Source organism: Phenylobacterium haematophilum, assembly GCF_014196295.1.
GTDB classification, from domain to species: Bacteria; Pseudomonadota; Alphaproteobacteria; order Caulobacterales; family Caulobacteraceae; genus Phenylobacterium; species Phenylobacterium haematophilum.
On sequence record NZ_JACIDK010000002.1, the window covers coordinates 511,397 to 537,896 of the forward strand.

The 26,500-nt window shown below is 68.3% G+C and carries 27 protein-coding genes; 4 read left to right on the forward strand and 23 right to left on the reverse strand.

Annotation, left to right across the window (positions count from 1 at the left end; translation table 11 throughout):
* Positions 1 to 32 precede the first annotated feature (32 nt).
* The gene (gene ileS, locus GGQ61_RS08430; protein ID WP_183771487.1) at positions 33 to 2,945 is read right to left on the reverse strand and encodes an isoleucine--tRNA ligase; all 2,913 of its coding nucleotides are present in this window, start codon (positions 2,943 to 2,945) and stop codon (positions 33 to 35) included.
* A 593-nt stretch (positions 2,946 to 3,538) separates the two neighbouring features.
* Between ileS and GGQ61_RS08435 the strand changes: the two genes are divergently transcribed.
* Positions 3,539 to 3,931, forward strand: coding sequence for a GreA/GreB family elongation factor (locus GGQ61_RS08435; protein ID WP_183771489.1), 393 nt, complete (start codon positions 3,539 to 3,541; stop codon positions 3,929 to 3,931).
* Here GGQ61_RS08435 and GGQ61_RS08440 read toward each other — a convergent pair.
* From GGQ61_RS08440 to GGQ61_RS08470, 7 genes are all read right to left on the reverse strand, one after another.
* Positions 3,928 to 4,863, reverse strand: a complete 936-nt coding sequence (locus tag GGQ61_RS08440; protein ID WP_183771491.1) for a bifunctional riboflavin kinase/FAD synthetase — start codon at positions 4,861 to 4,863, stop codon at positions 3,928 to 3,930. The two genes, GGQ61_RS08435 and GGQ61_RS08440, sit on opposite strands and share 4 nt — an antisense overlap.
* Before the next feature lie 4 nt (positions 4,864 to 4,867).
* Positions 4,868 to 5,296 (reverse strand): MaoC/PaaZ C-terminal domain-containing protein, encoded by a 429-nt coding sequence (locus GGQ61_RS08445; protein WP_183771493.1) that lies wholly within the window; start codon positions 5,294 to 5,296, stop codon positions 4,868 to 4,870.
* Between the two features lie 41 nt (positions 5,297 to 5,337).
* Positions 5,338 to 6,201 carry a TIGR01459 family HAD-type hydrolase gene (locus GGQ61_RS08450; protein WP_183771495.1) on the reverse strand — a complete coding sequence of 288 codons (864 nt, stop codon included), beginning with the start codon at positions 6,199 to 6,201 and terminating at the stop codon, positions 5,338 to 5,340.
* Positions 6,202 to 6,247: 46 nt separating this feature from the next.
* Positions 6,248 to 7,558 (reverse strand): flagella assembly cyclic-di-GMP phosphodiesterase TipF, encoded by a 1,311-nt coding sequence (gene tipF / locus GGQ61_RS08455; RefSeq protein WP_183771497.1) that lies wholly within the window; start codon positions 7,556 to 7,558, stop codon positions 6,248 to 6,250.
* 101 nt (positions 7,559 to 7,659) lie between these two features.
* Positions 7,660 to 8,538, reverse strand: a complete 879-nt coding sequence (locus GGQ61_RS08460; RefSeq protein WP_183771498.1) for a 3-hydroxybutyryl-CoA dehydrogenase — start codon at positions 8,536 to 8,538, stop codon at positions 7,660 to 7,662.
* 426 nt (positions 8,539 to 8,964) lie between these two features.
* Positions 8,965 to 9,909: an electron transfer flavoprotein subunit alpha/FixB family protein gene (locus GGQ61_RS08465; RefSeq protein WP_183771500.1), complete on the reverse strand. Its 945-nt coding sequence runs from the start codon at positions 9,907 to 9,909 to the stop codon at positions 8,965 to 8,967.
* On the reverse strand, positions 9,909 to 10,655 hold the full coding sequence (locus GGQ61_RS08470) for an electron transfer flavoprotein subunit beta/FixA family protein (RefSeq protein WP_183771502.1): 747 nt from the start codon (positions 10,653 to 10,655) through the stop codon (positions 9,909 to 9,911). The genes GGQ61_RS08465 and GGQ61_RS08470 overlap by 1 nt, the downstream gene beginning before the upstream one ends.
* Positions 10,656 to 10,814: 159 nt before the next feature.
* Here GGQ61_RS08470 and GGQ61_RS08475 point away from each other — a divergent pair, with 159 nt between their 5' ends.
* The gene (locus GGQ61_RS08475) at positions 10,815 to 11,108 is read left to right on the forward strand and encodes a hypothetical protein (protein WP_183771504.1); all 294 of its coding nucleotides are present in this window, start codon (positions 10,815 to 10,817) and stop codon (positions 11,106 to 11,108) included.
* Here GGQ61_RS08475 and GGQ61_RS08480 read toward each other — a convergent pair.
* The 6 genes from GGQ61_RS08480 to GGQ61_RS08505 all read right to left on the reverse strand — a co-directional run bounded on the left by GGQ61_RS08480 (position 11,105) and on the right by GGQ61_RS08505 (position 15,749).
* Positions 11,105 to 11,668 (reverse strand): cob(I)yrinic acid a,c-diamide adenosyltransferase, encoded by a 564-nt coding sequence (locus GGQ61_RS08480; RefSeq protein WP_183771506.1) that lies wholly within the window; start codon positions 11,666 to 11,668, stop codon positions 11,105 to 11,107. The two genes, GGQ61_RS08475 and GGQ61_RS08480, sit on opposite strands and share 4 nt — an antisense overlap.
* Position 11,669: 1 nt before the next feature.
* Complete coding sequence (locus GGQ61_RS08485) at positions 11,670 to 11,873, reverse strand: twin transmembrane helix small protein (protein WP_183771507.1); 204 nt, start codon at positions 11,871 to 11,873, stop codon at positions 11,670 to 11,672.
* A 36-nt stretch (positions 11,874 to 11,909) separates the two neighbouring features.
* The gene (locus GGQ61_RS08490) at positions 11,910 to 12,524 is read right to left on the reverse strand and encodes a TetR/AcrR family transcriptional regulator (protein WP_183771509.1); all 615 of its coding nucleotides are present in this window, start codon (positions 12,522 to 12,524) and stop codon (positions 11,910 to 11,912) included.
* A 193-nt stretch (positions 12,525 to 12,717) separates the two neighbouring features.
* Positions 12,718 to 13,371, reverse strand: a complete 654-nt coding sequence (locus GGQ61_RS08495) for a TetR/AcrR family transcriptional regulator (protein WP_183771511.1) — start codon at positions 13,369 to 13,371, stop codon at positions 12,718 to 12,720.
* Positions 13,368 to 13,586: a hypothetical protein gene (locus tag GGQ61_RS08500; protein WP_183771513.1), complete on the reverse strand. Its 219-nt coding sequence runs from the start codon at positions 13,584 to 13,586 to the stop codon at positions 13,368 to 13,370. Before GGQ61_RS08500 ends, GGQ61_RS08495 begins: the two co-directional genes overlap by 4 nt.
* Positions 13,587 to 14,108: 522 nt before the next feature.
* Positions 14,109 to 15,749, reverse strand: coding sequence for an acyl-CoA dehydrogenase family protein (locus tag GGQ61_RS08505; RefSeq protein ID WP_183771515.1), 1,641 nt, complete (start codon positions 15,747 to 15,749; stop codon positions 14,109 to 14,111).
* 75 nt (positions 15,750 to 15,824) lie between these two features.
* On the opposite strand from GGQ61_RS08505, the gene GGQ61_RS08510 reads away from it, so the two are divergent.
* The gene (locus GGQ61_RS08510) at positions 15,825 to 16,457 is read left to right on the forward strand and encodes a glutathione S-transferase family protein (protein ID WP_183771517.1); all 633 of its coding nucleotides are present in this window, start codon (positions 15,825 to 15,827) and stop codon (positions 16,455 to 16,457) included.
* A gap of 17 nt (positions 16,458 to 16,474) precedes the next feature.
* Here GGQ61_RS08510 and GGQ61_RS08515 read toward each other — a convergent pair whose 3' ends face one another.
* From GGQ61_RS08515 to GGQ61_RS08545, 7 genes are all read right to left on the reverse strand, one after another.
* Positions 16,475 to 16,954 (reverse strand): class I SAM-dependent methyltransferase, encoded by a 480-nt coding sequence (locus GGQ61_RS08515; RefSeq protein WP_183771519.1) that lies wholly within the window; start codon positions 16,952 to 16,954, stop codon positions 16,475 to 16,477.
* Positions 16,951 to 17,733: an alpha/beta fold hydrolase gene (locus GGQ61_RS08520; protein ID WP_183771520.1), complete on the reverse strand. Its 783-nt coding sequence runs from the start codon at positions 17,731 to 17,733 to the stop codon at positions 16,951 to 16,953. The genes GGQ61_RS08515 and GGQ61_RS08520 overlap by 4 nt, the downstream gene beginning before the upstream one ends.
* Positions 17,734 to 17,814: 81 nt before the next feature.
* Positions 17,815 to 18,915: an aromatic ring-hydroxylating oxygenase subunit alpha gene (locus GGQ61_RS08525; protein WP_183771522.1), complete on the reverse strand. Its 1,101-nt coding sequence runs from the start codon at positions 18,913 to 18,915 to the stop codon at positions 17,815 to 17,817.
* Positions 18,916 to 18,932: 17 nt separating this feature from the next.
* Entirely contained in the window at positions 18,933 to 20,534 is a 1,602-nt protein-coding gene (locus GGQ61_RS08530) for an alpha-amylase family glycosyl hydrolase (RefSeq protein ID WP_183771524.1), read from the reverse strand.
* Position 20,535: 1 nt separating this feature from the next.
* Positions 20,536 to 21,147, reverse strand: a complete 612-nt coding sequence (locus tag GGQ61_RS08535; RefSeq protein ID WP_183771526.1) for an ATP-dependent Clp protease proteolytic subunit — start codon at positions 21,145 to 21,147, stop codon at positions 20,536 to 20,538.
* Between the two features lie 133 nt (positions 21,148 to 21,280).
* Positions 21,281 to 22,327: an MraY family glycosyltransferase gene (locus tag GGQ61_RS08540; protein ID WP_183771528.1), complete on the reverse strand. Its 1,047-nt coding sequence runs from the start codon at positions 22,325 to 22,327 to the stop codon at positions 21,281 to 21,283.
* 76 nt (positions 22,328 to 22,403) lie between these two features.
* Positions 22,404 to 23,882 carry a M20 family peptidase gene (locus tag GGQ61_RS08545; RefSeq protein ID WP_183771530.1) on the reverse strand — a complete coding sequence of 493 codons (1,479 nt, stop codon included), beginning with the start codon at positions 23,880 to 23,882 and terminating at the stop codon, positions 22,404 to 22,406.
* Between the two features lie 72 nt (positions 23,883 to 23,954).
* Between GGQ61_RS08545 and GGQ61_RS08550 the strand changes: the two genes are divergently transcribed.
* The gene (locus tag GGQ61_RS08550; protein ID WP_183771532.1) at positions 23,955 to 24,674 is read left to right on the forward strand and encodes an extensin-like domain-containing protein; all 720 of its coding nucleotides are present in this window, start codon (positions 23,955 to 23,957) and stop codon (positions 24,672 to 24,674) included.
* On the opposite strand, the gene GGQ61_RS08555 is transcribed toward GGQ61_RS08550, so the two are convergent.
* Together GGQ61_RS08555 and GGQ61_RS08560 are read right to left on the reverse strand one after the other, a co-directional pair.
* Entirely contained in the window at positions 24,671 to 25,423 is a 753-nt protein-coding gene (locus tag GGQ61_RS08555) for a sulfite exporter TauE/SafE family protein (protein ID WP_183771534.1), read from the reverse strand. The two genes, GGQ61_RS08550 and GGQ61_RS08555, sit on opposite strands and share 4 nt — an antisense overlap.
* Positions 25,424 to 25,497: 74 nt before the next feature.
* Complete coding sequence (locus GGQ61_RS08560; RefSeq protein WP_183771536.1) at positions 25,498 to 26,463, reverse strand: alpha/beta fold hydrolase; 966 nt, start codon at positions 26,461 to 26,463, stop codon at positions 25,498 to 25,500.
* Positions 26,464 to 26,500 lie beyond the last annotated feature (37 nt).

Genomic DNA, 26,500 nt, shown 5'->3' on the forward strand with positions numbered 1-26,500 from the left:
GACCGGAACTGTGGTTTATCCTGCGGTCAGGCTCAAGCCCGCGCAGCGTCCCAGGCGGCGACCGCGTCGGCGTCACGCAGGGACAGGTCCGGATAGCGCGGGTCCGAGCCGACTTCCGGCAGGATCCGCCACGAGCGGGCGCACTTGCGGCCTTGCGCCTTCAGCGGCTCGACGGCGACGCTGGGAACCTCGGCCAGCCGGAAAGCGCCGGCCGGGCCCTCGCCGGCGACCAGGGTCGCCTGGCTGGTCCGGAACACTTCGGCGGCGTCCAGGCCCTCGAAAGCGGCAAGCAGGGCGGCGTCGGCGACGTGCACGCTCGGGGCGGCCTCCAGCGCTGCACCCATGCGCTTCTCACGGCGCTCGACCTCCAGCGCGCCGGTGACCACGCTGGTCACCTGGTGCACCTTCGCCCAGCGCTCGGCCTCGGCGTCGTTGCGCCACTCGGCCGGGGTCTCGGGAATCTGCCGCAGGCAGTTGGAGAGCGCGTCCGGATAGCGGGTGGTCCACGCCTCTTCCATGGTGAAGGGCGTCAGAGGCGCGAGCCAAGCGGTGATCCGCTCGAACACTGCGTCCATGACCGTGCGGGCGGCGCGCCGGCGCAGCGCGTCGGGGCGGTCGCAGTAGAGGCTGTCGCGGCGGATGTCGAAGAACAGCGACGACAGGTCGGTCTGGCAGAACTCGATGATCGGCCGGATCACGTCCTGGAAGACATAGCCCTCGTAGCCGGCGCGCACCTGGGCGTCCAACTCCCACAGCCGGTGCAGGATGAAGCGCTCCAGCGGCGGCATCTGCTCCAACTCGACCGCTTCGTCCGGCGAGTAGTCGGCCAAGGCGCCCAGCATGTAGCGGACGGTGTTGCGCAGCTTGCGATAGGCGTCCGAGGTCGTCTGCAGAACGGTCTTGCCGATGCGGCTGTCGTCCGAATAGTCGATCATCGCCGCCCACAGCCGAATGATCTCGGCGCCGGACTCGCGGATCACCGCCTGCGGGTCGACGACGTTGCCCTTGGACTTCGACATCTTCTCGCCGTTCTCATCCATCGTGAAACCGTGGGTGAGGATGGCGTCGTACGGCGCGCGCCCGCGGGTGCCGGAGCTTTCCAGAAGCGAGGACTGGAACCAGCCGCGATGCTGGTCGGAACCCTCGAGATAGAGGTCCGCCGGCCACTTGGTGTGCTCGCGGTTCTCCAGCGTGAAGGCGTGGGTCGAGCCGGAGTCGAACCATACGTCGAGGATGTCGTCGATCTTCTCGTAGCGCTCCGGATCGTGGCTGCCGAGGAAGTCGGTCACCGGGCGGTTGAACCAGGCGTCGGCGCCTTCGGCTTCAATCGCCGCGATGATGCGGGCGTCGACCTCCGGATCGTGCAGGGGCTGGTTGGTCTCTTTGTCGACGAACATGGCCAGCGGCGCGCCCCAGGCGCGTTGACGGCTGATCAGCCAGTCGGGACGGGTCTCGACCATCGAGCGGATGCGGTTCTTGCCGCCGGCCGGATAGAAGGCCGTGGCTTCGATGGCTTCCAGCGCAGCCTCGCGCAGGGTGCGGCCGCCCAGCTGCGGGGTGTCGACCGGCTCGTCCATGCGGATGAACCACTGCGGGGTGTTGCGAAAGATCACCGGGGCCTTGGAGCGCCACGAGTGCGGATAGGAGTGCTCCATCCGCCCGCGCGCCAGCAGGCGTCCGGCCTCGATCAGCTTGTCCATCACCGCGCCGTTGGCCGGGCCGAACTTGCCCGCCTTCTTGCCTTCGGTCTCCAGCACCTTGAGGCCCGCGAACAGCGGCACGTGCGGATAATAGGCGCCGTCCGGATCGACGATGTCGGGGATGTCGCGATGACCGTGCGCCAGCCAGACCAGATAGTCGTCGGCGCCGTGGCCTGGCGCGGTGTGCACGAAGCCGGTGCCGGCGTCGTCGGTGACGTGGTCGCCGTCCAGCAGCGGCACCTGGAACGCATAGTGGGTGTCGAGCGCGGCCAGCGGGTGTTCGCAGACCATGCCCTGGCAGTCGACCGCCTCGATCCTGCGCCAGCTGGCGATCTTCGCCGCCTTGAACACGTCCTCGGCCAGCTTGTCGGCGACGATGAGCTTGTCGCCGGCCTTGGCCCAGGGCTCGAACTCCAGCCCCTCTACCATGGCCTCCACCTGGTAGACGGCGTAGTCGACCGAGTCCGAATAGCTGATGGCGCGGTTGGCCGGGATGGTCCACGGCGTCGTAGTCCAGATCACCACGCTGGCGCCGCGGGCTGCGTCGCTGCCCTCGACCACCGGGAACTTCACCCAGATCGTCGGCGAGACATGGTCATGGTACTCAACCTCGGCGTCGGCCAGGGCGGTGCGCTCGACCGGGCTCCACATCACCGGCTTGGAGCCGCGATAGAGCTGGCCGCTGGCCACGAACTTGTGGAACTCGGCCACGATCGCAGCCTCGCTCGAATAGTCCATGGTCGCGTAGCGGTTTTCCCAGTCGGCGATCACGCCCAGGCGCTTGAAGCCGTCGCGCTGCACGTCGATCCAATGGGCCGCGTACTCGCGGCAGCGGGCGCGGAACTCGGCCTTGGAGACCTCGTCCTTGCGGCGCCCCTTCTCCTTCAGCTCCTTCTCGATCTGCCATTCGATCGGCAGGCCGTGGCAGTCCCAGCCGGGCACGTAGTCGACGTCATAGCCGAGCAGGAAGCGCGAGCGGACCACGAAGTCCTTGAGCGTTTTCTGCAGGGCGTGGCCGATGTGGATCGCGCCGTTGGCGTAGGGCGGGCCGTCGTGCAGCACGAACAGCGGCGCGCCGGCGCGCTGCCGCTCGGCGCGGACGGCGTTGTAGAGATCGGCCTTCGCCCAGCGGGCCAGGATCTCCGGCTCCTTCTGCGGCAGGCCCGCGCGCATCGGGAACGGGGTTTCCGGGAGGAAGACGGTTTCGCGATAGTCGCGCGAAGGCATTTCGGCGTCGTCGGCCATGGGACTTTCCAGCTTGGCTCGGAGCTTGAGGACTTAAGCGGGTGGAACCCGGCGCGCGCTGGAGCGATCGTCCGGCGGCGTCACGCCGGGCGAATAATTCGCAGGGGTTTCCGAACCGAAGTCATGTCCCGGGGCTGTAGCAGAGGGCGCCCGCGCGCGCGAGCCCCTTTGCCTGCCGCCATGGCCGCATCTGCGGAATTTGACATCGCCTCGCGGGGCGGTCAGGATCGGATCAGGATGTGTATTTGCATGAACATGCCGCGCCGAGCGCACCATGCGGGACGCCTAGTCGAAGGAGACTAGCCCCGAACTCATAGCGGCTGCACGCCGCGAGTTCGGGGATGCTTTCATCCGAAATCCTGATCACTGGTCTTCTAGCCGCGGCCTGATGTCGCGGGGAGCATCGTGACATGCCAAAAACTCCGCCGCCGCCCGCAGATACTGCGGGTGTTCTTTCCCGTGCGCCGAATACTCAGCCGTCCGAACTGAAGGTGATCGCCTTCCCACGGCGGCCTGCTTTAGCGACGCGCCCCGATCCCGACGACGATCCGCCGCCCAGCGCGGCCTGACGAACCCAAGAGAGGACCTATCCCATGGCCGCCAAGATGAAGGCCCGCCCCAAGGTGCGGGCGACCGAAGCCGATTTCGAGAAGCTTGCCGCCATCGGCTCGGCGTCGCGCTCGCCGATGCCGGGCGCCAGCATCCTGCTGGAAGAGCTCGAGCGCTTTTCCATCGTGCCGAACACCGACCGCCGCTCGAAATTCGTGCGGCTGGGATCGAAGGTCACCTATCGCGACCTGATCCTGAAGCGCGACCGCACCGTACGGGTCGGCCTGCCTGGCGAGGCGGACGTCGACGAGAACCGCATCTCGGTGCTGGCGCCGGTCGGCGCGGCGCTCATCGGCCTGTCGGTCGGCGACGTGTTCCGCTGGGAAGCGCCCGACGCCCGCCTGCGCGAGATCGAGGTGCTGTCGATCGAGGACTAGAACTCCGGCAGCAGCAGGGCGCGGGCCTGGGCGGCGTCGGCATGGATCTGTTCGACCATGGCTTCCATGCTGTCGAACTTCTCCTCAGGCCGCAGATAAGCGACCAGGTCGGTCTCGATGACCTGGTCGTAGAGGTCCTCGTCGAAGTCGAACAGCCAGACCTCCAGCCGCGGGGCGATCTCGCCGGGCACGGTCGGGTTGACGCCGATATTGGCCACGCCCGCGATTTCGCGCCCGTCGGGCAGGCGGGTGCGGGTGGCGTAGACCCCGAGCTTGGGGATCACGTAGTCGGTCAGGGCGACGTTGGCGGTCGGAAAGCCGATCGTGCGGCCCAGCTTGCGGCCGTGCTCGACCACGCCCTCGATGGCGAATGGCCGGCCCAGGATCGCCGCGGCGTCCTGCGGCCGGCCCTCGCGCAACGCCGCGCGCACGCCGGTGGATGAGTATTTGGCGGCGCCGTCGCCCAGCGCCTCGGCGACCGACACCGAGAAGCCGAGCTCGCGGCCGTAGGCGGCCATCAGCTCCGGGCTGCCCGTGCGCCCCTTGCCGAACGAGATGTCGAACCCGACCGCCACGTGCCGCACGCCAAGCCCCTCGTGCAGCACCTGGGTCGCGAACTCACGGTCGGTCAGGTTGGCCATCTCGTGGTCGAAGGGCAGCACGTAGAAGACGTCGACGCCCAGCGCGTCCAGGGCGCGGGCCTGCTGGTCGGTGTCCATGATCCGGAACGCCGGGGCGTCGGGCTGGAAGATCTGGCGCGGGTGCGGTTCGAAACTGATGACGCCCAGCGGCGCTTTCAGGGCCTGCGCGGCCTTGGCGGCCTGGGCGATCACCCGCTGGTGGCCGCGGTGCACGCCGTCGAAGTTGCCGAGCGCGACGGACGCGCCCTTGTCGGCGGCGTCGAGCCCCTTCCAGCCGTGGACGATACGCATGGCCTCAGGCGTCCTTGGGCCGGCGTGGCGCGGCGACCACGGCCTCGCCGTCGACGACGGTCTTGCCGTCGACTTGGCAGACGGTGGTCAGGGTCACGTGGCCGCGACGCTCGTCCAGCGCCTGGACGGTCACGCGGGTGACGACCGCATCGCCGATCTTCACAGGCCGGCGGAAGCGCATCGACTGGGTCAGGTAGATGGCGCCCGGGCCCGGCAGCTTGGTCCCCAGCACCGCCGAGATGTAGGCGCCCGACAGCATGCCGTGGGCGATGCGAGTCTGGAACGGCGTGGTCCGCGCATAGTCTTCGTTGAGGTGCACGGGATTGGTGTCGCCCGACACGGCGGCGAACGCCTCGACGTCGGCGGCGCCGACGATCTTGGTCGTCTCGGCGCTCTGGCCGACGCTCAAGTCCTCGAAGTAAAGCCCCTGCACGCGTGCGCTCCCTCTCCCGGCCACTAGTTAGCGGCTTTTGCTCACCACGCCAGATCGGAGATGGCGTAGGTCGCCCGTGCGCCGTCCTTGGCCAGCAGCGTCTCGACGGCGGCGGCGTCGACGCCGTCCGGGCCGATGGTCTCGGCGCCGTGGATGCCGCTGGCGACGAACAGGACGTCCAGGCCCTGGTCGTTGGCGCCCTTGGCGTCGGTGGCGACGGCGTCGCCGATGCACAGCACCCGCGCTCGATCGAGCGGCCGGCCGAGCAGCATCTGCGCCTCGGTCAGGCAGAGGTCGTAGATCGGCGCATGCGGCTTGCCGGCCATGATCACCTCGCCGCCCATCTGCTCGTAGCGCTGGGCCAGGGCTCCGCCGCAATAGATCAGCCGGTCGCCCTTCTGCACGACGATGTCGGGATTGGCGCAGATCATCGGCAGCTTGCGCGCCAGGGCGACCTTGAAGCGCTCCTCGTAGTCGTCGGGACCCTCGACGTCGTCGTCATAGGGGCCGGTGCACGAGATGAAAGCCGCGTCCTCGGGGCCCGCGAAGGTAAGGTCGAGGCCTTCGTAGAGCGAGGCGTCCTTCTCCGGGCCGATGGCCCAGGCCGGACCCGGCGCGCGGCCGCCCAGCAGGATGCGGGTGGCGTCGCCGGACGAAATGAACGCCGACCAGGCTTCGCGCGGCACGCCGAGCTGGTCGAGCTGGCTGTGCACGGCGCTCGACGGCCGTGGGGCGTTGGAGATCAGGACCACCGGGCCGCGCTCGGCGCGCCAGCGGATGAGCGCCGCGCAGGCGGCGGCGAAGCTCTCGCGCCCGTTGTGGATCACGCCCCAGACATCGGAGAGCAGGACGTCGTAGCGGTCGGCGACGGCCGAGAGGCCGGTGATCGGAAGGGGCGCGGTCATGGGCAGGGGCGGTACCGGTCCGGCGCGCGGCGGTCAATGCGGCGCGTCAGATCCGGGTGGCGGCGGCGCGGCGGCGGGCCAGGACGCCGACCCCGCCGCGCGTGCGGACGGGCGGATCGTCATACGAGGCCGGCTCGGCCGCCGGGCCGTCGGCCTCGGCTAGCACCGCGTCGCGGATGGCGCGCGGTTCGCCGAACAGGTGGCCCTGGCCGTAGGCGATGTCGAGTTCGAGGATGTCGACGATCTGGCGTTCGCTCTCGACCTTTTCGGCGACGATCTCGACGCCGTAGCGACGGGTCAGCGAGGCGAAGTCCTGGGCGGCCAGGTCGGGCAGCGAGCGCAGGATCAAGCCCTCGTCGGTCTCGGCCAGCTCGTCAAGCAGGAACGGCGCGGCGATCTTGAGGAACTTGACGTCCGAGCGCGCCAGATCCTGGAAGTCGATGTCCAGGTCGGTGACCTTGTCGAGCGAGAAGCGGAAGCCGAGGTCGGCCAGCTTGCCCATGTTCCGCGCCTCGACGGATCCACGGGCGTCGAACGCCGCCTGGCCTAGTTCGAAGATCAGCGCGCCGGCGAGGTCGCGGTTCGCGGCCAGCAGGTCGAGGAACTGCGGGAAGAAGCTCTCATCGGCCAGGCTGGCGATCGAGATGTTGCAGAAGATGCCGACCTTGCGGTCCTGCTTGGCCAGGCGCCGGACGATCTGCACGCAGCGGAACAGCAGCAGGTTGTCGATCGAGGTGACCAGGCCCTCGGGCTCGGCGACGGTCAGGTACTCGGCGGGCATCAGCACCCGGCCCGTGGCGTCGCGCAGGCGCGAATAGCTTTCGTAGAATACGGTGCGGCGCTGCGGCAGGCCGACGACCGGCTGCAGGTAGAGGTCGACCCGGTTCTCGGCCAGGGCCTCGCGCACAGTGTCGAGCAGGGCGGCCGACTGGTGGTGGCGTCGCGGATTGGGTTCGTAGCGCGCGTGCAGCGCGCTGGCGCTGACGCGCTCCTCCAGCCGCTGGCCCATGCGCTGGACGAGGTCCTCCAGCATGTGGACTTCGCCTTCGAGCGCCTCGGAGCGTCCGGCGTCGTCGCTGACCGCCTCGGCGACCTCGGTCATCCGCGCGTCGACCTGCTCCATCTGAGCCAGCATCACGCGCTGGGCCTCGCGCACCGCGTCGAGTTCCTTGCGCAGGGCGCGCATCTTGAGGGATTGGGCCACGAGGCCGTGGACGGCGAAGCAGAGGCCGAGGCCGCCGACCAGGGCTGCGACGCCAGGCGCCCAGCCGCCCCCGTTCCGCCACAGAAGCAGGGCGACGATCAGCGCTAGACAGAGATAGGTGGCGGAGAGCGCCACCGAGGTGAACTGTCGCATGAGCCCGCAGAATCCGAATCACTTGGATTATCGGATGCGTCGCGTCGACAAGTCGAACGGATTAACGAACGCTTCACGTTTCTGAAGCGTTCGGCGGTGGATTACCGCGTGGGGACGGGCTTCTCGCCGCGATAATCGTAGAAGCCGCGGCCCGCCTTGCGGCCCAGCCAACCGGCCTCGACGTACTTCACCAGCAGCGGGCAGGGGCGGTACTTCGAGTCGGCCAGGCCCTCGTAGAGTACATTCATGATCGACAGCACGGTGTCGAGGCCGATGAAGTCGCCCAGTTCCAGCGGGCCCATCGGATGGTTGGCGCCCAGCTTCAGCGCGGTGTCGATGGCGTCGACGGTGCCGACCCCTTCGTAGAGGGTGTAGATCGCCTCGTTGATCATCGGCACCAGGATCCGGTTGACGATGAAGGCGGGGAAATCCTCGGCGTTGGCGGTGGTCTTGCCCAGCGACTTGGCGAAGTTGACCGCGGTCTCGTAGGTGGCCGCGTCGGTGGCGATGCCGCGGATGATCTCGACGAGATTCATCAGCGGCACCGGGTTCATGAAGTGCAGGCCGATGAAGCGCTCCGGGCGGTCCGAAGCGGCGCCCAGGCGGGTGATCGAAATCGACGAGGTGTTCGACGCCAGGATGGTGTCGGCGCTCAGGTGCGGGGTCAGCGCCTTGAAGATGGTCTTCTTGACCTCTTCGTTCTCGGTGGCGGCTTCGATGGCCAGATCGGTCTGGCCGATGGTCTGAAGTTCCGGCGCCGGCTTGATGCGGGCCATGGCCGCGTCCAGGGCGTCCTGGGCGATGGCGCCCTTCACCACCTGGCGGCTCAGGTTCTTCTCGATCAGCGAGCGGCCCGCGATGATCTTCTCTTCGCTGACGTCGTGCAGCAGGACGTCGTATCCCGCCAGGGCGCAGACATGGGCGATGCCCGCCCCCATCTGACCCGCGCCGATGATGCCGACCGACTTAATCTGAACCATGCCGAAATAAGCCTCGAATGACCTGAGCGCACTGTCCTGCGCGCCCAATTGCGACGGGTTTCTAACATGCGGAACCGCGCACAAGCCAAGGCTTTTGCTGCGACGCAGCGTAGCCCGTTGGCGGATCAGGGGTTCACGACTGTTCCCTGCCGGCCTCGGCTGCCAGTCAGTCGCGCAATGCGTGTATCCGGTGAAGTTTCGGGTTGTCGCCGCGCCAGGCCAGATAGAAGGCGACCGCGTTGCCGACCGCCTGCGGCAGCGCCTGTCGGCGTGGCCGGGCGTGAAATCACCCTCACCCTCGGCGGCGCGTCTGCTGCCGCGAAAGCGCTTGCCACCCGCTGACACCACTGGCGGACAGGCATGAAAAAGGGGCGGTCCCTCGCGGGGCCGCCCCTTGATCGTTCGGTTCCTGGAAACTCGTCCGGTTTACTTGCCGGCCGCGGCCAGGGCGTCCATCAGTTCCGGCACCGCGGTCTTGTAGTCCGCGACCAGGCCGAAGTCGGCGACCTGGAAGATCGGCGCGTCGCTGTCCTTGTTGATCGCGACGATGACCTTGGAGTCCTTCATCCCGGCCAGGTGCTGGATCGCGCCGGAGATGCCGACCGCGATGTACAGTTCCGGGGCGACGACCTTGCCGGTCTGGCCGACCTGGTAGTCGTTCGGGGCGTAACCGGCGTCGACCGCGGCGCGCGAGGCGCCGACCGCCGCGCCGAGCTTGTCGGCGAGCGGCTCGATGACCTTCTGGAACTCTTCGGCCGAACCCATGGCGCGACCGCCGGAGACGACGATCTTGGCGCCGGCCAGTTCCGGACGGGCCGACTTCACCAGTTGCTGGTCGACGAACTTCACCTTGGCCGAGACGGCGCCGGCGGCGACGTTCTCAACCGAGGCCGAGCCGCCTTCGCCGGCCGCCTTGAAGGCGGTGGCGCGCACGGTGATGACCTTCTTGGCGTCCGACGACTGGACGGTTTCCAGCGCGTTGCCGGCGTAGATCGGGCGCACGAAGGTGTCGCCGCTGACGACCTCGACGATTTCCGAGATCTGCGCGACGTCCAGCTTGGCGGCGATGCGCGGGCTGATGTTCTTGCCTTGCGAGGTCGCCGGGGTCAGCACCGCGTCGTATCCGCCCATCAGCGGAACGACGGTGGCTTCGACGGCTTCGGCCAGGCCTTGGCCCAGCTCGTCGCTTTCGGCCAGCAGCACCTTGCGGACGCCGGCGATCTTGGCGGCGGCGTCAGCCGCGGCCTTGGCGTCCTTGCCGGCAACCAGCACGTCCACGTCGCCCGACAGGGCCAGGGCGGCGGTGACGGTCTTGTTGGTGGAGTCCTTGACCGACGCGTTGTCGTGATCGGCGATGACGAGAACGGCCATTAGAGCACCCCCGCGGTCTTGAGGTTGGCGACCAGGTCGCCAGCAGTTTCAACCTTGATGCCGGCCGAGCGCTTGGCCGGCTCGGCGACCTTCAGGACCTTCAGGTGCGGCTTGGCGTCGACGCCGAGCGCGCTGAGCTCCTTGGTGTCGAGCGGCTTCTTCTTCGCCTTCATGATGTTCGGCAGCGAAGCGTAGCGCGGCTCGTTCAGGCGCAGGTCGGCGGTGATGATCGCCGGCAGGCCGACTTCGATGGTCTGCAGACCGCCGTCGACTTCGCGGGTCACCTTGGCGCTGTCGCCCGACAGTTCGACCGCCGAGGCGAAGGTCGCCTGCGGCCAATCGAGCAGGGCGGCCAGCATCTGGCCGGTGGCGTTGTTGTCGCCGTCGATGGCCTGCTTGCCCATGATCACCACGTTCGGGTTCTCTTCGGCGATGACGGCCTTCAGGGTCTTGGCCACTTCCAGCGGCTCCAGATCCTGGTCGGTCTGGACCAGGACGGCGCGGTCAGCGCCCATGGCCAGAGCCTGGCGGAGGGTTTCCTGGGCCTGAGCCGGGCCGATGGAGACGACCACCACTTCGCTCGCCGTGCCCTTTTCCTTCAGGCGCACGGCCTCCTCGACTGCGATCTCGCAGAAGGGATTGATGGACATCTTCACATTGGCGAGGTCGACGCCCGACTGATCGGACTTCACCCTGGCCTTGACGTTTGAATCGATCACCCGTTTGACCGGGACCAACACCTTCATGGGTCGCTAGCGCCTCAAATTTGTTTTTGCGAAAAATTCGGTCGGATGCGGCATAACGGTTCCGCCGAGCATTGCAAGCCGGGGAGGGATCACAGTTCGCCGCATTTTCGGCGAACGAAGCCGCTAGCAGGCTCCCGAAGCGAAGACTAGAAGCACGTCATGAACCGCACCATCGACCGGCTGAAGCTGATCTTCCTTGGCCTTTTCATCGTCCTCAGCGCCGGGACGCTCGTCTATCACGTCGGCTGGGTGTGGCCCGGTCAGAAGTGCGAGGAAGCCGGCGACTGGTGGGATTGGCGCAGCCGCACCTGCGCCAGCCCGATCCTGATCTCGGACATCACCGGCCGGGTGATCAAGGACGACAAGAGCCGCGCCGAGGCTAAGGCCGACGCCGCCAAGGTCCGCGCCGAGCAGACGCCCGCGGCCAAGCCGAAGGCCGAAGCCCAGCCCTAGCGGGTCGCTCCGGACCGCCAGAACACCTCTGCCGCGCCGCGGTCGTTGGCATAGCGCGCGGCCACGAACAGGAAGTCCGAGAGCCGGTTCAGGTACTTCATCGCCTCCGGCCCGACGCTTTCGCCCGTCTCGACCAGCGCCACGGCGATGCGTTCCGCGCGCCGCGCGACGGTCCGCGCCAGATGCAGATGCGCCGCGGCCGGCGTCCCGCCCGGCAAAATGAACGAGGCCAGCGGCGGCAATTGCGCGTTCATCGCGTCGATTTCCTGCTCCAGCCGGTCGATCTGCGACTGGATCATCCGCAGGGCATGTGTCTCTCCCTCCTGCGGCGGCGTGGCGAGGTCGGCGCCGAGGTCGAAGAGTTCGTTCTGCACCCGCGCCAGCATCGCGTCGAGTTCGCCCTCGGTATGCAGCCGGGCCAAGCCGAGGCAGGCGTTGGCCTCGTCGACCGCGCCATAGGCCTCGACCCGCAGGGACGACTTGGAGACTGGCTGGCCGGTGGCCAGTCGCGTGGTCCCCGCGTCGCCGGTGCGGGTGTAGATCTTGTTGAGCGTGACCACGTCAGCCGCCGAACTTGGCGCGCCACCAGACCGCGAGGACCAGGATGGCGACGGCCGTCGCCTGCAGCACCACGCGCAGCCGCATCAGCTTGTTCGAGTACGAACGGCCGAATTCGCCCCCGCGGAACAGCGCATAAAGCCCGACGAACAGGGTGATGGTCACCGCCGCCAGGCTGATCGGGATCAGGTAGGTGAAGATGTTCATGGCGCGATCTTAGCCGAGATCGCGGCTGCGGGCCTATCAGTTCGCTGCCGCAGGCGGGTGAAATCCGCTGGCGATCAGTCCGATGTGGCGGTCCATGACCTTGCCCATGGTCTCTGCGTCCGCGTGTTCCCAGGCGGCCAGCCGGTAGGTCCATGCGTAGGAGGCCATCAGCGCGTCCACGATCACCTCCAGATCTGTGGCGGGATCGACGTCGCCGCGCGCGACGCCTTCCGACAGGCAGTCGCGGATCACCAGGCGCAGTCGCGGATTGCGGCCATAGGGGCGGCTGGAGGGGCTGAGCGTCCAGTTGTAGGCCGCCGCGATATGGGCCAGGAACAACCGCGTGCGCCGGGTCTCGAAGGCGTAGTGGATGGCGAAGATCGACCGCAGCCGATCGGCCGTCGAGCCGCGCAAATGGGGCACGAGGCGGTCGAGTTCGGCGTAGAGCGCGTCCAGGCGGTCGGCCATGACCTGGCTCAGGATGTCGTTTTTGGACGAGAAAGTGGTGAATACGCTCCCGACCGACACGCCCGCCTGGCTGGCGATCTCGCGGACCGTGGTGGCGTCGAAGCCCTTGGTCTCGAACAGATCGCGGGCCGCATCGAGCACGCGCTGACGCGTCGCCTCTTTCTGGGACTTACGTACGCTCAAATGTTCCCCCCAGCCTGCATGGCCGTGCAGGCGCCCCAGGCAAGTGCTTAGGGCGAATCCTGCTTCAGGAATGCGTGGTGTGAGAAGATGCGACAACTCGTCGCGGAGCTGAACCCTGAAAAACCCCAGGAACAGCAAAGGCGAGACCTGATTCGTCTGGAGCAGATCTCGCCTTGATCAGCCTAGCCCCCGCTCAGCCGCGGCGCGCGCCGGCCAGCAGGACGCGAATCTGGTCTTTCGACTTGGCCTGCAGGGCCTCGAGGCTCCAGCCGCCGAAGATCGCTTCCTGATAGTTGGCCAGGTAGCAGTCGAACAGCATCTGGCTGCGCAGCTTCACTTCGGCTTCCTGCGAGAGCTCGCCGCGCTCGACGCCCAGCGTCAGTTGCTCGGTGAACAGTTCCTGCAGTTCCAGCACCGGCGGCAGGTTGCGCAGTTCCTGGCCCTGCTCGGGCATCCAGGAAATCCCGAAGGCGGCGCGCGCCAGCGGCAGGCGGGTCTTGTAGAAGGCGTAACCTGCCACGAACAGCTTCAGAAGCGTGTCGTCGACGCCGCGTCCGCGCGAGGCGCCCTCGCGCATGGCTTCGACCAGGGCCTCCATGTCGGCGACCATGATCTCGCGGAACAGGTCCGACTTGTCGGTGAAGTTGGCGAACACGGCGCCGGTCGACATGCCGGCCTCGGCGGCGATGTCGCGGATGGTCGCGCCCTCGTAGCCGGCTTCCGAGAAGAGGCGGCGGGCGGCGGCCAGCACCTTGGTGCGGGTCTGTTGCTTGGCGAGCGCACGGCGGGTCGGAACGCGGACCTGGGTCTCGCCGGCGACTTCGATGTTGCTGGAGACGTGTTTCATCGGGCGATCCTCGCCGTAGCCAGCGCCATCGGCTGTTCGAACTCTACGCAATACTCTTTCACTACCTTGGCGATCCGCTCGGCGCCTTGCAGCGCGAGGCGCAGGCCCGATTGGGCCGCGTCGCGCAGCTCAGCGATGAGCCGGCTCGGGTTTTCTACCGCTAGATCGCCGCCCGCGGGGAAGCGGACGGCGGTGACGCAGGTCGTCATGACCACTGATTCCTCTTAGCCCCTCAGCTCGGCGGGTCCAAGCGATGGGTTTGGTTGAGCATGTTCAGCGAACTTGTTTCGCAAAATGTATGTGCGGGCAGCATGTAGCGTGCCGAAACGGGCTTTGCCGTGTGGCGCAGCGTCGCAGACCGGCGTTTTCCTGCAAAATCTGAACTTGGCGTGTCGGCTGCCCGCCAATCCAAAAAACCGCGGCTCGCTGAGCATGATCGTGAAACTTCGTGCGATGGACGCAGTTGTCGCTCTGCGCACGCCCGGTGTGCGGCGGTGGTGCACACCCAAGACGTTTGACCCAGCGGAAACCTCACCCCCAGGCGCCGATTTTTCGCGAGGAAGGCCGGAGACGATGCTCAGGTCAAACGGCGCGCCGTCCAAGGCGAGCGCCAGTAACGCGTTGGATCGACGGACCACGATCCTGAAGATCATGCACAGGTAGTGGCGCCTTCAAGAAACCGTGTAGTCATGCAAGTCGCCAGTATTGGCACGGCGACCGCCAAAATATCGGCGCTATCAGTTCGCGCCCCCGAGCAGCCGGCGGGCGATGACCTGGGCCTGGATCTCTCCCGCGCCCTCGAAAATGTTGAGAATGCGAGCGTCGGCCAGCACCCGGCTGACCGGCTGCTCGGTGGCGAAGCCGGTCCCACCGTGGATCTGCACGGCGTTATCGGCGCAGGCCCAGGCGATGCGGGCGGCGACCAGCTTGGCCATTCCGGCCTCCAGGTCGCAGCGGCGGCCCTCGTCCTTGGCGCGGGCGGCGAACCAGGTCAGGCGGCGCGCGCCGACCAGTTCGGCCGCCATCATCGCCAGCTTATTGGCGACGCGCGGGAAATCGGCGATCGGCCGCCCGAACTGTTTGCGCGCGATCGCATAGTCGACCGCCAGATCGAGGGCCGACTGCGCGACCCCGATGGCGCGGGCCGCGGTCTGGATGCGGGCGCTCTCGAACGTCGCCATCAGTTGCACGAAGCCCTGGCCCTCCTGGCCGCCGAGCAGCCGGTCGTGCGGCACGGAGAAGCCGTCGAAGGCGATCTCGTATTCCTTCATGCCGCGGTAGCCGATCACGCCGATCTCGCCGCCGCTCATGCCGGGGGCGGGGAACGGGTCGCTCGCCGCGCCCCGCGGCTTGGCGGCCAGGAACATTGACAGGCCGCGGTGGTCCTTCGACGCCGGATCAGTGCGGACCAGCAAGGTCATCAGGTCGGCGCGGGCGGCATGGGTGATCCAGGTCTTGGCCCCGGTGACCTTCCAGTGATCCCCCTCACGCAGAGCGCGCGTACGCAGCGAGCCGAGATCCGATCCAGCCTCCGGCTCGGTGAACACCGCAGTGGGGATGATCTCGCCGCTGGTGATGGCGGGCAGCAGCTCGCTCTTCTGGGCGTCGGTGCCATGCGCCAGGATTAGTTCGGCGGCGATTTCCGAGCGGGTGCCCAGCGAGCCGGTCCCGATCCAGCCGCGCGACAGCGCCTCGGACACGACGCACATCGCGACCTTGCCCAGTCCCGAGCCGCCATATTCCTCCGGCGCGGTCAGGCCGAACACGCCAAGCGCCGCCAGTTCCTCGATCAGCGCCAGCGGGATCAGTTCGTCGCGCAGGTGCCAGCCGTGGGCGTAGGGGACGATCTTCTCCTCGGCGAAGGCGTGGAACTGGTCGCGCACATGCTCGAGCGTCTCGTCCAGGCCGCTGGCCTCCAGCGACGGGCGGCCACGAGCGGTCTCCAGCAGCTCGACGATGCGGTTTTTCACCGCCTGGGTCGCGCCCGCCGCCAGGGCGGCGATCACGGGCGTCAGCCGCGAGGCGTCCAAGCCGAGATCGGCAGGCCGGAAGGTCTCGCCCTGGTTCATCGGCAGGCCGCCGGCCAACTGGCTCAGATACTCGTGCGCCAGCAATTGCGCGGGCAGGGCCTCGGCCTCGCCCAGGCGGCCGTGCGCCGCAAGCTCGGCGGCCCAGGCGGCTGTCTGGCGCAATGTCTCGGCATAGGCGGCGGCCCAGGCCAGGCCGTGGGCGACATGCTGCTCGCGGTCCAGCGCCTCGCGATCCAGCCGCCCGCCTGGGGCCACGCGGCCGCTCACCGCGCGGCGGGCTTGCGCAACATAGGTTTCGGCGGCGTCGGCGGCGTCGGCCAGCAGGCCGGTAAGGTTCGCAAGCATCATGGCGGCCCGACTATAGGGCAAGCTTGCCGCGCGTCATCGGTGACGCTACGCCAAGGGAAACACGGAGGAAGCGCCATGATCGTCGTCCATCACCTCAACGACTCGCGCTCGCAGCGCATCCTGTGGCTGCTGGAGGAGCTGGGGCTCCCCTACGAGATCAAGGCCTATCAGCGCGACGCGGCCACCCGCCTGGCGCCGCCGGAACTGACCGACGTCCATCCGCTCGGCAAGTCGCCGGTGGTGACCGAGGATGGAACAACCATCGCCGAGTCAGGCGCCATCATCGACTATGTGCTGCGCCATCACGCGGCGGGCCGCCTGGCGCCCCCGATCGGCACGCGTGACTACGAGGCGCACCAGCAATGGCTGCACTACGCCGAGGGCTCGGCCATGCTGCCGCTGATGCTCAACATGTACGTCGCCCGCCTGGGCGAGGCCGGGGGCCCGCTGCAGCCGCGCATCCAGAGCGAGATCGCCAACCACCTCAGCTATGTCGACCGCGCGCTCGAGGGCCGCGACTACCTGATGGGCAAGGACCTGACCGCCGCTGACATCCAGATGAGCTTCGTCGGCGAGGTGGCTGGCGCCTTCGGCCAGTTTGAGACCTATCCGAACATCGCCGCCTGGGTCCGCCGCTTCCAGAACCGCCCGGCTTACCGCACCGCGCTGGAGAAGGGCGGCCCCTACAACCTCGGCCCCAAGACCTAGAGCCTTCGGATAGTGGGCTAGGCGCGGGCCAGGGCGGCGACTAGCCGCCCAGGACCCTTGCGAAGGTCGAAGGCCAGGCCGGCGGCGGCGAGATTGGCGCCCAGCGCCTCGCCGATCCGTTTCGCCTGCGCCTCGCCCGGCGCATCGAACACCAGCGCCAGGCGGCCGCCGGGCGCCAGCGTGCGGCGCAGGGCGGCGAGCCCCGCGCCGTCGGTGGTCCAGAACAGGTTCACGTTGATCGCCAGGATTGCGTCGAAGGCGGCGGCCGGCAGGTCGGCGGTCTCCAGGGCGCCGCAGATCAGCCGCGAGCGCCGGCCCAGTCGCGCGGCGGCGGCCTCGATCGCCTTGGCCGAGCGATCCAGCGCGGTGACCTCGCAGCCGGCGGCGACCAACTCGGCGGCGGCGACGCCGGACCCGCAGCCGATCTCCAGCACGCGCTCGCCGCGCGCCGGGGCCAGCAGCTCCAGCGCCCAGGCGATGCGCGCGGGCGGGCTCATCGCGCCCAGGGATCGTCCAGCACGCCGTCGATGAAGTCGAAGACGGCGGCCTTGGTCAGGGCGTGAGGGATGGCCGAGAAGTGGTCGCAGCCCGGGATCACCACCCCGCGTCCGTCGCCGAACGCCTGGGCGAGCAGCTCAGGATCGCCGTTTGTCTCGCGCTGGCCGGCGACGACCAGCACCGGCATCGGCAGGGTCGCGAAACCTTCCGTGTCCAGCGGCGGGTTTTCGGCCTGCACGAAGGCGGCCAGCGCGCGCCGGTCCTCGCCCTGCTCGTCGGCGAACTGGCGGAAGCTTTTCAGGAAAGGCTCGGTAATGGTCTCGGGATCATCGGCCAGCATGGCGTTCGCCATCACGTCGCCCCGCGCCGAGGGCCGCTCGCTCAGCATCTTATCGCCGACCCCGCCGAGGATCAGGTTCGAGAACCGGTGGGGCGCGGCGACGGCCGCCGCTGCGGCGACCCGCGCGCCCATCGAATAGCCGAACAGGTCCACCCGGTTGACGCCGAGGTGGTCCATCAGTTCGACTACGTCGCGCGCCAGGTTGTCGCGCAGATAGGCGGCCGGCTCATAGGCCTTGCCGCTCTGGCCGTGGCCGCGCTGGTCGAGCGCGATCACCCGGAAGCGCCGGCGCTCCAGGGCCGCGTACCAGCCGGTCCGCTTCCAGCCTTCGTTGCGGTTCGACGTGAAGCCGTGGACCAGCAGGATCGCCCGCTCGTAGTTGTCGGGCGCGTTGTCGTCGTAGCTGATCGTGAAGCCGTCGCTGGTCGTGAAATCCATGGTGGCAATGAGCTCGATCTGAATAGGCCGTCAAAATAACGGTTCAACAGACCCGCCGTGCGCGCCGATGGCAAGTGCCGGTCAGCTGCGCCAGCGCAGGGTGGCCGCTTCCACCGGGTTCTCGAACGGCCGGCCCGCCTTGCGGCTGGCGGTCCATTCGCGCTTCAGCTGCTGGTACCACTTGGCTTGGCGGTCGGCGTCGTCGATCCACAGCAGGGAAGGATCGTAGCGAAGCCCCTCATTCTGCAAGTTCACCATGTCGCCGTCCTGGCGCAGGAAGGCCCGCGCGCCGGCGGCGATGAACGGCTTCAGCACCAGGAACGCGGGGTGGTCGGACCAGACGATCTGGGTGATCCGGGTCTTGCCCTCGTTGATCGGCGTCAGGCAGGTCAGCGACAGCACCTGGCGCTGGCCGACCGTGACGTGCTCCCAACGCAGGCCGGGGATACGGAAAGTGATCTCGGTCAGCGGCTCGCCGCCCAGAATCGCATAGGCGCGGCTGTTCTTGCTGGGCTCGTGGCGGACCATGGCGAAGCCCTGTTCGCGCGGTTCGAACTTCTTGGCCTTCTCGTGCTGGCTCTTGGCCGAGCGCCACCACCACTGCTGGTGCACATAGGGGCCGTGGGCCGGGTCCATCAGCCCGACGACCGCGTGGTCGATATGGGCGTCGAAGTCCATGCGGTCGACCAGCTTGGGGCCGCCGCCGACCACGCCCGGAAACACCGGCGGCGGTTCGCTCGGCTCGCCGGTGAAGCGCGGGTCGGAGCTGATCCAGACGAACACCAGGCCCTGGCTTTCCGCGGCCGGATAGTTGCGCACGCGGATGCGGCTGACGTCCATCGCCTGGTCGTCGACCAGCGAGGGGATCGCCGCGCAGGCGCCGTCGGTCCTGAACCGCCAGCCGTGATAGGGGCACTCGACGCTCTCGGCGCCGTCGGCCTCGCGGGTCAGCTTGCCGGCCGACAGCGGCGCGGCCCGGTGCGGGCAGATGTCCTTGAGCGCATAGACCTTCCCGGCGCGGTCTCGACCGAGCAGGATCGGTTCGCCGAGAATCTCGTAGCGCTGCAGCTTGCCGGCCTTCAGGTCGCCGGAGAGGGCGGCGAAGTACCAGATGTCGTGCAAAAAGCCGCGACCGAACTTGGCGTCGGCGGTGGGTGTGGTTTTGGCGTCGCCGTCGGGCATGTGGACCTTCTAGCGCGTCACGCGAGCCGCAGGAACCTAGCCGAGTGGGCGCCCATGTGGAGAGCCGCGCCGTCGAGGGTGGCTTCGCCCGCGCCAGGCCCCAGAATCGCCGCCCCAGCCAGTCGTTCGTCGCCGAACACCGCCGGGGCCGCGCCCATATTGAACACGCAGGCGATCTGCGTTTCGCCCGCCCGCCGGATGAACACCAGCAGCGGTTCGGGGGCGCTGACCATTTCCAGGTCGCCGACGACCAGGGCCGGGGTGTCGCGGCGCAGGGCCGTCAGGGCGCGGGTGAAGTCGAGGGTCGAATCGGCCGCCGACTCCTGGCTCGCCGCCGACAGCCCTGCGTGTTCCACGGCCGGCGGCAACCAAGGCTTGCCGGCCGAAAAGCCCATATTGGTCCCCTCGGTCCACGGCATCGGCGTGCGTGAGCCGTCGCGGCCCTTGGCGATCGGCCAGTAGAGGTCGCCGACCGGATCGCGGATCTCCTCGCGCGTGAGGCTCTGGGCCTCGGGCAAGCCCAGCTCCTCGCCCTGATATAGCAGCACCGTGCCCTTCAGCGTCAGCAGCAGGGCCAGCATCAGCCGGGCGATCGCTTCGCCGCCGCCGAACCGCGTGGCGGTGCGTGGGATGTCGTGGTTGCAGAACGAGATGCACGGCCAATGGCCGGGAAACCGGTCCAGCGTGTCGTAGTGGTCGCGGAAGATGTCCGGCGACAGCCGCCGCGCATGCAGCAGCACGAAGGTGTAGGCCGAGTGCAGGCCTTCGTGCGGCGTGCAGTAGGCCCCGCAGCGCTCCTCTTCCTCCGAGAATTCGCCGAACACGAACCGCTCGCCGAAGGCGTCGACCCGGCGGCGGATCTCGTCCAGCAGGGGGATGTTCTCGGGCAGGTTGGAGTCGTGCAGGTGGCGCTGCATGTCGCTGGCGTGCGCCCAGTGGCGGCGCAGCCGCTGGTCGGCCGGGATCGCCGGATTGTCGGTCAGGGTGTCGTCGTGCAGGAAGGTCCCGGCGACGTCGAGCCGGAAGCCGTCGACGCCCTTCTCCAGCCAGAACTCGAGCACCCGCAGGGCGGCGGCCTTGGCGTCGGGATGACGCCAGTTCAGCTTCGGCTGCTGCCGTAGGAATTTGTGGTGATAGTGCTGGCGGCGCGCGGGCTGGTAGGCCCAGGCCGGTCCCCCGAATACCGACAGCCAGTTGTTCGGCGCAGTCCCGTCGCGGGCGGGATCGGCCCAGACGTACCAGTCGGCCTTGGGACCCTCGGCGCCGCCGTCGCGGCTCTCGGCGAACCACGGATGCTCGTCGGAGGTATGTGAAAGCACCTCGTCCAGCAGGACCTTCAAGCCCCGCCGGTGCGCCGCATCGATTAGCGCCTGCAGGTCATCCATGGTCCCGTAGTCGGGCTGGACGCCTTCATAGTCGGAGATATCGTAGCCCCAGTCGCGGTTCGGCGAGGGGTGGACAGGCGAGAGCCAGATCGCGTCGACGCCCAGGCTCTCGATGTAGTCCAGTTTGGCGAGGACCCCGGCCAGATCGCCGTGGCCGTCGCCGTCGGAGTCGAAGAAGCTCCGCACATAGACGTGGTAGACGACCGCGCCCTTCCACCAGGGCGCGGCCGACACCTTAGGCCTCGCTGGCGCTGTGGATGATCTTCGAAACCAGGCCGTACTCGACGGCGGCCTCGGCGCTCATCCAGAAGTTCCGCTGGGTGTCCTTGACGATCTTCTCATAGGGCTGCCCGGTTTCCTTGGCGATCATGCGGTTGACGCGCTCACGCATCTTCACGATCTCCTCGGCCTCGATCTGGATGTCGCTGGCCTGGCCGCGGACGCCGCCCATCGGCTGGTGCAGCAGGAAGCGGGTGTTGGGCAGGCAGAGCCGATTTTCCTTGGTCGCGCCCAGGAAGATGTGCGCGCCGGCCGAGGCCACCCAGCCGGTGCCGATGACCTTCACCTGCGGACCGCAGTAGCGGATCATGTCGTGAATGGTGTCGCCGCTTTCCACATGGCCGCCGGGCGAGTTGATCACCACCTTGATCGGCTTGTCGCTTTCTGCCGCCAGGGCCAGCAGCTGGGCGGTGACCCGCTCGGCCAGGCGCATGTCGATCTCGCCGAACACCAGCACGGTGCGCGACTTGTAGAGCGCGTTCTGAACAGGCCCGGCCGTCATCGGCATGTCGGGCTTGCGGGCGCCGTCTTCGCTGTCGTCGTCTTCGTCCAGGCGCCAGTTACGCATATGGGGTCTCCAATTCGGTTAGTCCGGAACGTGCGATGCGCAGCGGCGCTTCGCAAGAGCCGGAAGGCCGCGCAAGAGCGGATATTGCGCGAGCAAGGCGTGTCTAGGCGGATTGTCTGACGAAGTCGTTGCTTCAGCGGACCTTGAGCGCCAGCAGCAGGAGCAGGGCCGAGACGCCCAGGTGCAGCAGCATGAAGCGCACCAGCACCTGACTGTTCGACCAGCCGAGTTCCTTGCGCACGTGATCATGCAGCGGGAAGCGCACCTTCGACAGCACCTTCAAACCGAAGAAGCGCATCAGCGCCACCTTCACCAGGCCGGTCGCGCCGTTCAGCAGCAGCACCGAGCCGATCAGCAGCAGGAACAGCGGATTGTTGGTCGCCACCACCAGCATGCCGATCAATAGCCCGATCGGCCGCGAACCGGCGTCGCCCATCAGCACCTGGCTGGGCGGGGCGTTGTACCAGAGGTAGCCGGCGATGCAGCCGACCATCAGGAAAGCCATGATCGCCCAGGTGGCCCCGTCGCGGTTGAGCGGGATGTGCAGGTGGCTGGCCACCGCCTCGTTGCCGATGACCGTGTAGAGCAGGCCGCCCAGCAGCAGGATCGCCGTGCCGCTGAGGCTGCCGGAGACCCCGTCGACGCCGTCGGAACAGTTGGTGGCGTTGATCGACAGCCAGATGACGCCGGCGGCCATCGGGATTGAGAACCACGGCGCCAGGATCAGAACGCCCTTCCAGCCCGGCAGCCAGATATGCACCGGCTGGAAGCCATAGATCACCGCCGCCGCGCCGAACGCGATGGCGGCGTCCATGACCGCCAGCTGGTACTCGGAAAAGCCGCCCCGGCGGTCGTCCAGATAGCCGACGATCAGCGCCGCCAGCATGAACGGCACGGTCAGCAGCGGCTTGGCCGTCAGCGGCACGAACACCATGCACGCCAGACAGAACAGGGTGATGAAGATCAGCCCGGCGCTGACGGGCTTGCCGACGCTCAGTTCGGCGTTGACCGCGAACGCCCGGCCGCGGTCGGTCGGCAGGTAGCGCCACAGCTGGGGCAGCAGCAGCCATGTCCCGACGGCGCAGACCGCAAAGCCGGCGCCTGAGAGGAAGAAGAACGAATTGAACAGCCGCAGCGGACCCCAGGCCTCGCCAAAGGTCGAATAGATCCAGTTCAGCATTCGGGTCGCGGTCCGCGCGGTGGACGATCGCCCGGATGTGTCGCAATCCGGGCGGCTTGTCGATGCGGCGTAGGTGCTATCCGGCCGTGCTGGTGGCGATCAGTCGGGCGTAGAACTGCACCGCGCGGTCCAGGTTCTCCAGGCTCATGTGCTCGTTGGTGCCGTGGATCATCTTGATGGTCTCCAGCGAGAAGACCATCGGCTGGAAGCGGTAGACGTCGTCGGCCACCCCGACCAGGTAGCGGCTGTCGGTGCCGGCGGTCACCAGGCTGGGCGCGACCGGCGACTTGGCGGTGTCCCCGGCCAGGGCGGCGACCATCTTCCAGGCCTCCGATGTTGTCGAGGAGACCGGCGAGGGCTCGTTCGGCTTGCGGCTCCAGGCGAAGGTCACCGGCAGCGCGCCCACCGCAGCCTTGGCCCGCGAAATCACGCCCTCGGAACTGTCGCCGGGGGCGATGCGGTAGTTGATCCAGGCCGTTGCGTCCTGCGGCAGCACGTTTTCCTTCGGGCTGCCCTTCAGCATGGTCGGGGCGATGGTGGTGTGCAGCAGCGCCGCGCCCGACGGCGTGGCGGCCGCCTGCTTGATGATCAGCGGCTCGAACAGCCAGCGGTTCGCCATCGCCATGCGGATCATGAACGAGCCCTGCGGCGCCAGGGTCTCCATCATCATGCCGCCGGGGCCGTCCAGCTTCATCGGCGCCTGGTCTTCGGCGATCTTGGTCACCGCCCGGGCCAGGGTCAGCACGCCGCCGGAATCGGCCGGCGGGGCCGACGAGTGGCCGCCCTCGGCCTCGGCCGTGACCATCAGGGTCGCATAGCCCTTCTCGGCGATGCCGATCAGCGCCACCTGGCCGCCGGTCAGCGGGTTGTCGGAGATGATCGCCATGCCCTCGTCGAGCACGAACTGGGCCTTGATCCCGCGGGACTTGAACAGCCCGGCGACGGCCTGGGCGCCCGTGCCGCCGGCTTCCTCGTCGTGGCCCGAGACCAGGATCAGCGTGCGCTTGGGCTTGTAGCCCTGCTGGGCCAGGGCCTCGACGCCCTCGAACAGGGTTATCAGCGATCCCTTGTCGTCGATCGCGCCGCGGCCCCAGACTGAGCCCTCGGCGATCACGCCGCCGAACGGCGGATGCTTCCAGTCGTCCTCGGTGCCGGGCGTCACGGGCACGACGTCCTGGTGGGCCATCAGCACCACCGGCGCCAGCGCGGGGTCGGACCCGGCCCAAGTGTAGACCAGCGTGTGGCCCGCGACGACTTCGCGGGTCATCGCCGCGTGCGCCGCCGGGTAGGTGGTCTGCAGCCAGGCGTGCAGCTTGTCCCACTCGCCGAGCTGGTTTTCCGCCTTGTCCTGGTGGCTGATGGTCTGGAACCGGATCGACTGCGACAGGTGCTCGGCCGCCTTGGCGGTGTCGATCGCCACCGCCGGCGCCAGTTTCACCTTGGAGAGGTCCGCGCTGGCGTTGGGCTTGTAGGTCAGCGTCCTGATCACGACTATGGCTGCGAGCAGTATGACCAGTCCGACCAGTCCCAAGGCGATCTTGCCGATGAATCTCATGGGGGCCTCTCCTCTGGACCTCGACCATAGGTCGGCGCCGCTGGGGAAGAGAAGCCAGTCCGCGTGCGTTTGATGGCGTTTCAACCATCCGGGGTGTTCTTGGGGGCGGTCTGGGCGACCCTGACCGACGCGGCGCTGGCGGCCGCGATCCTGGTCTGCTTTGCGAACGTGGCGGCGCCGCCCGAGGATCTGCCCTGGAAGCCGCTGGCCCTGTCGGCTCCGGCCGGTCTGGCGACCCATCAGCAGCTACGGCACGCCGCCGCCGATCCCGCCCGCTGCCGCGCGGCGCTGCGTTCCGGGGGCGTGAGGTTCGACGAAAGCCCGCCGCGGCGCGAGGCGGGCTGCTCGCAGCTCGACGCGGTGCGGCTGCGTGGCGGCGTGACGCCGTTGTCGCCGGCCGGCCCGGTGATGACCTGCCGCCAGGCCCTGACCTACGCCGCCTGGGACCGCTACGGGCTGCAGCCCTCCGCGCGCGAGGTGCTCGGCGAGCCGATCGCCAGCGTCGACCACATGGGGACCTACGCCTGCCGCAACATGTATGGCGCAGCGGACGGCCCCCGCAGCGAGCACGCCTTCGCGAACGCTCTCGACGTCGGCGGCTTCACGACGGCCAGCGGCCGCAAGCTGCGCGTGCTCGGCCAGTTCGAAGGAGAGGACAGGCGGGGCGCGTTCCTGCGCCGCTCGCGCGACGAAGCCTGCCGCTGGTTCCGCACGACGCTGAGCCCGGACTACAACGCCGCCCATCGCGACCATCTGCACTTGGATTCGGGCCGCCACCAGGTCTGCCGCTAGCCGCGGGCCGCGCGGACGAAGAACACCGCGGTCATCACCACCGAGAGCGCGATGGTGGCGGCGCGCACCACGCGCGGGTCCAGCCGCCGACCCACGTGAGCGCCGAGATAACCGCCGACGATCGCGCCGAGCCCGACCAGCAGGGTTTCGGGCCAACGAACCGCGCCGGCGATCACGAAGCAGATCACGGCGATGGTGTTGGCGGCGCTGACCATCAGGGTGCGCGGCGGGTTGAGCTGCTTAAGGTCGACCCCGGCCAACAGGCTCCAGGCGGCCATCATCATCAGCCCGACCGCGCCCCCGAAATAGCCGCCATAGATCCCCAGCGCGAACTGCAGGACCAGGGTCGGGCCTGGACCGATCTGCGCGCGCCGCTGCAGCCAGGGTGCGATGCGCGGCCCGAAGGCCAGCGCCAGGGTGGCCGTCAGCAATAGCCAGGGCAGGATGACGTCGAAGGTCGAGGACGGCGTCCACAGCAGCAGCAGGCTGCCCGCCAGACCGCCGGCCAGGGTGACCGACAGCATCGGCTTGATCGGCACGCCGCAGACCTCGGTCAGGCCCTGGCGATAGACCCAGGCGCTGGCCAGGCCGCCGGGATAGAGCGCCACGGTGCTGGAGGCGTTCGCCGCAACCGAAGGCACGCCGGCCGCGATCAGCGCCGGCAGGGTGACGAACGAGCCGCCGCCGGCCAGGGCGTTCATCGCCCCCGCCAGCAGGCCCGCGCCCAGCAACAGGATCTCGCTATCCATACCGTCAAGCTGCGCCGCGTGAGGCGGCTTCACAATGCGCGGTCGCCGGGGTCAGCCTTCGCCGGTCGCGAAGGCTAGAGCGACTTCAGCCAGGGCAACAGTCGGTCGTTGACCTCCTGTGGGCGCTCCTGCTGGGTCCAGTGGCCGCAGCCGGGCAGCACGTCGGCGCCGCGCAGGTTCGGCATCTCCGCGCCCATGATCGCCATCAGGTCGCCCTTGCCCAGCATCGACAGCACCAGGTCGCGCTCGCCGCCAACGAACAGCGACGGCTGCTCGATCTTGCGGCCCTCGAACTGGCGCAGGTACTCGAAGTCGCGCTGGTGGTTGCGATAGCGGTTGATCGGGCCGCGGAAGCCGGAGCGCTCGAACTCGGCGACGTAGTAGTCGAGATCGGCGTCGGTCAGCCAGGCGGGGAAGGGGTTCGGATCGACCAGCCCCTCCAGCAGGCTCTGGCCATGGGTCTTGTCGGTCGGCCAGGTCCCGTCCGGCGCATCGCCGCTGATCGCATAGTAGAACTTGCGAAGGCCGTCGCGGACATTGGCCTCCAGTTCGGCCTCGGCCGGTCCGACGTTCTGGAACCAGGCTTGGTAGAAGAACTTGCCGCGGCTGGTGAACACGCTCTCGATCATGTCGCTGAACGGCCGCTTGGGCACGCCGGTATGGGGCACCGACAGCCCGGCGACCGCGCGCACCCGGTCGGGGCGGACCAGGGCCGTGTTCCAGACGATCGGCGCGCCCCAGTCGTGCCCGACCAGCACGGCGGGGGCGTCAGGGCTCAGCGCCTCGATCACCCCGGCCACGTCGGCGACCATGTGCTCCATGTCGTAGTCTTCGATGGCCGGCGGCCGCGAAGAGCCGCCATAGCCGCGCACGTCGATGGCGCAGGCGGTGAAACCGGCGTCAGCGACCGGGTCCATCTGATGGCGCCAGCTGTACCAGCTCTCCGGAAACCCGTGGACCATCACGACCAGCGGACCGTGGCCTTGAATCGCCGCCCGCAGACTGACGTCGGAAAGCTGGATCGTCTTGAATTTGTGCATGGAAAAGCGCTAACCCGCTGACGTGTATCGACAAACC